Genomic DNA, 3378 nt, shown 5'->3' with positions numbered 1-3378 from the left:
CGCTATTTTAATGCCATTAGAACTAAAGAAAATGAAATAACCAATTACGAAAACTATTTATTTGGGTCAATGAAAAATATGTTTGCGGAATACTGGAATAATCAAGCGCTCAAACAAAGATTAAACTCAAACGAAACAAATAAAGAGAACCTAAATATGGATGATTCTGTTTGGTCTAATTCTAATTATGAGAATGAAACCAATCAAAATGATTTAGCTCGTCTTGAAAGAATTAAACTTGAAGCTCTAGCGAAAATCAATTCTAAAGCAACATGATTCAGAGTACTATTTTAATAAAAAAAGTGAAAATCAATAATTATTGTCACTTTTTTTATACTTTTTCAATTGGAGTAAAGGCTTCAATAACTTTTCCAATGATTTGAGTATTTTCATCTCTTGGAAGAAGAATATCAGGAAATAGTCGATTGCCTTCAAAATCTATATCATCATTCAAAGAGACAAGTCTAATATAATCATCTTCCACATAAACAGAACCGACTAACTCAAACAAAAAGTTTTTTACAAGAAAGTTCAAAAAAAATGGGAAGAGTACGAAAAAGAAATTGAGAAACAACAAGCTGAAGATGAACAAGTGATTTATTCAGTAGCAATGGAACCAGCACTCAAAGAAGCAATTAAAATAGCAGGAAAGAAGAAAGGTAAACTTCAAGGCGGAGCAAAGGCTGTTATAAGAGAAGCCTTAATAGAGCATTTCAAGAAGAATAAAGATTACTTTAACTAAAGTTATAGTTTTATGTTAGAGAGGAGTCAACTCAATGAATAAAACGCCATCAGAATGCTTTTAAAAGGGCTTAAAAGGCAAAATATGAGCTTATAGGACGATTCAAGCATTAAAGGGAGTGAAAAATTCATTTTTCAATTTCTTTAGTGCTTTTTCGTTGGTTTGCTCAACGACAGGAGCATTATTTTTTACTTTGTAAAAAATAGAGTTTTTTCAAAACTCAAATAAAAAAGTCCGGTCTTAAATTTTAAAAAACAAAAATTTTAGATCCGACTTGTTTTATTGTACACTTATCAGAATTTTCAACGGACTAAATTTCAAAATCATCATCACGTGCTTTATGTTTTGGACTTTGATTTTTTTGATAGGCTTCTAATCGCTGTTCTGATTTTTGATAGTATTGAATGTTTTTATCGACTTTATATAAAGTATCTCTTAAATCATCACGTTCAAGTTTTAGATTTTTTATTGTATCTCTGATAGTGGTATCTACATAATCTAAACTTTTGTTTTGTTCGACATACTCTATAATCTTTGTATTTAATTTATCTAATTGCTTTTCTGTTTCTTGATAGGTGGCTTTTAAGTCCTTTCCTATGGTTTCAAAACTTCTATCAAAACCAAGTCCTTGACTAATCAAGAAATCGAACTCATGAAAGACTTGTTTGAGTTTGATATTGGCATTGTCAGAATAAAGAGGGACATTTCCACTTTGTCGTTGTAGATTTTTAGCAACAGTTGTTCCATACATGATTTTATGGTTTGCCGGACTTTTCTTATCAAGATAAGAAAATCGGTCTTTATTTTTGATAAAGACTTGATAATCGCCATTTTCTAATTTATCGACACAACGTGCAGGTATCTTTATTGTCGCTTCTTTATCTAAAACAGTATCAATCGTTACGTATAAAAAATTTTCAGTTTCTTTCTCAATTTGCCAATCTTCTACCAAAATTGAAATTTCTTTTTCTTGTCCTTTTTCTTGAATGCTTTCTTTGTCTTTCCAAAGTTTCACGACTTCCTCAACTGAATAACCAATGGTATTTTTTTCTATCCGTTCTTTGAGATTTTCTTTTAAAAATTTATCATTTTTTAAACTTCTATCTCTAATTTTTTTGGTTTGTTCGCTTCCCTCTAAAAGATAAGTGGTATATTTTTTTGTGTCGTCCACTTTTAAATTTAAGGCTCTTGCTTTTTCTTTAAAATCTTCCCAAGTGTGAGAATGGTTCATTAAAAATTCAAGTTTGTTTTTAATCTCTTTTCGGTAAGAATTTTGAGCAAGATAGACCAAATAATTTTTGTGAGAGTTTCCTAATTTTTGTTCAGGACGGACAATAATTTTACAACCATATTCTTTAGAAATGTTATCAGAAATTTCTTTCAATCGTTCCAAATCATTTTTGTTTTGTTGAAATTTATTTAAAGTTAAAGGGTCAGTTGCATTAAGCACAATATGATTATGGAGGTGTGGCTTATCGGTATGAGTAGCAATAATAAATTCCGCAGAATTTCCGAGATATTCTTTCATGGTTTTTCAACCAATTTCATGAACTTGTTCAGGGGTTAAATGGTCATCAGGAGAAAAAGATTGGACAAAATGATAACCAAACCTTTCGTTTTTTCGTGGCTTGTTTTTTAAAGCGATAGCCATTGTTCGTGTCGCTAACATTTCATCACAGGTTGAATGAATATCTAAAATATTTTGACCGGAAACATATTCAAAGTCATTTGTTTTTTCGGAGTTCATCACATAATCAATGAGTTGGTTTAAATCTTTTGAAGAATGAACTGTTCCGTTCGATTGTTTTGGCATATAACTCACTGTCATTTTTACTACCTCTCCGAAATATAATGAACCACTTTTTGAATTTTTTCTTCCAAACTTTCTAACTGATTTTGATAATCAGACATCAAACTTTCAGTCTGATTATTTTTATTTTCGTTTAAATGTTTAGCAATTTGATTGATATTATTTCCGATACGTTTTAGTTCAGATTTTGTCGCAGAAATTTCAGAAATAATATTTTTATATTCTGAAAAATCAATAGAAAAAATCTCTTTATTGCAACAGGCTCGTCTAGCAAAAATAGAAAAATTAGTGATACCAGTTTTTCTCATCATCAATTTAATTCTTTCGTTCTCTTTTTCATTTACACGAAATTTTTTCTGTATACTTCTCTCACGATTTTCAATTATTTTCATCTTGTCAACCTCACAAATATCTGTCAACTCTAAAAGCTCAAAATAGGGGGTTAGTGTCTTTAGTGAACTTCGCACTTGGGTACCCAAGTACAGTAAAAAGTATTCATCTTTCACTCACAAAATCTAAAATTTCCAATTTTATTTTTGTTCGTTTCAGACGAATCTTTTTATTTTTGGTGGTGTCCCCCAATCCCCCTTTTTGAAAAAAATTAGAGCTTAATTTCAAATTCTTTTAAGACATCTTCGTATAAATCTTTGACTTCAAAACACAAATTTTTAACTTCATCTTCGGTCAAAGTTTGAACATATTTTTTTGCGTTAATGTAATTATGAACTTATCACTCCATTCAAGAAGACCCTCGGCGAGGCCCTGTACGTGGCCTCCCGCCTGCGGCACGCGCCTCCCGAGGTGGTCAGGGTCGGCTGGACGTGGA

5 protein-coding genes and 1 pseudogene are annotated in these 3378 nt (G+C 30.9%); 2 read left to right on the top strand and 4 right to left on the bottom strand.

Annotated features, from left to right (window positions below):
* A partial coding sequence (locus tag AB0I81_RS63805) for a hypothetical protein (RefSeq protein ID WP_360680619.1) occupies positions 1–276 on the top strand: 276 nt, incomplete at its 5' end.
* A 55-nt stretch (positions 277–331) separates the two neighbouring features.
* Here the strand turns inward: AB0I81_RS63805 and AB0I81_RS63800 are convergent.
* Positions 332–484, bottom strand: coding sequence for a hypothetical protein (locus tag AB0I81_RS63800; RefSeq protein WP_351154031.1), 153 nt, complete (start codon positions 482–484; stop codon positions 332–334).
* A gap of 108 nt (positions 485–592) precedes the next feature.
* Between AB0I81_RS63800 and AB0I81_RS63795 the strand changes: the two genes are divergently transcribed.
* Complete coding sequence (locus tag AB0I81_RS63795; RefSeq protein ID WP_023349298.1) at positions 593–742, top strand: hypothetical protein; 150 nt, start codon at positions 593–595, stop codon at positions 740–742.
* Positions 743–1052: 310 nt separating this feature from the next.
* Here the strand turns inward: AB0I81_RS63795 and AB0I81_RS63790 are convergent, their stop codons facing one another.
* The 3 genes and pseudogenes from AB0I81_RS63790 to mobC form a co-directional block, all read right to left on the bottom strand.
* Complete coding sequence (locus AB0I81_RS63790; protein ID WP_360680621.1) at positions 1053–1757, bottom strand: hypothetical protein; 705 nt, start codon at positions 1755–1757, stop codon at positions 1053–1055.
* A 42-nt stretch (positions 1758–1799) separates the two neighbouring features.
* Positions 1800–2555: pseudogene (locus AB0I81_RS63785) on the bottom strand (relaxase/mobilization nuclease domain-containing protein); the annotation flags it as partial.
* A 20-nt stretch (positions 2556–2575) separates the two neighbouring features.
* A complete protein-coding gene (mobC, locus tag AB0I81_RS63780; protein WP_360680614.1) occupies positions 2576–3058 on the bottom strand; it encodes a plasmid mobilization relaxosome protein MobC in 483 nt (160 codons plus the stop codon).
* Positions 3059–3378 lie beyond the last annotated feature (320 nt).

This window comes from Nonomuraea sp. NPDC050404, assembly GCF_040655495.1.
GTDB lineage: Bacteria > Actinomycetota > Actinomycetes > Streptosporangiales > Streptosporangiaceae > Nonomuraea.
The sequence above is the reverse complement of the archived record's forward strand: the minus strand, read 5'-3'. Positions and strand labels throughout refer to the sequence as shown.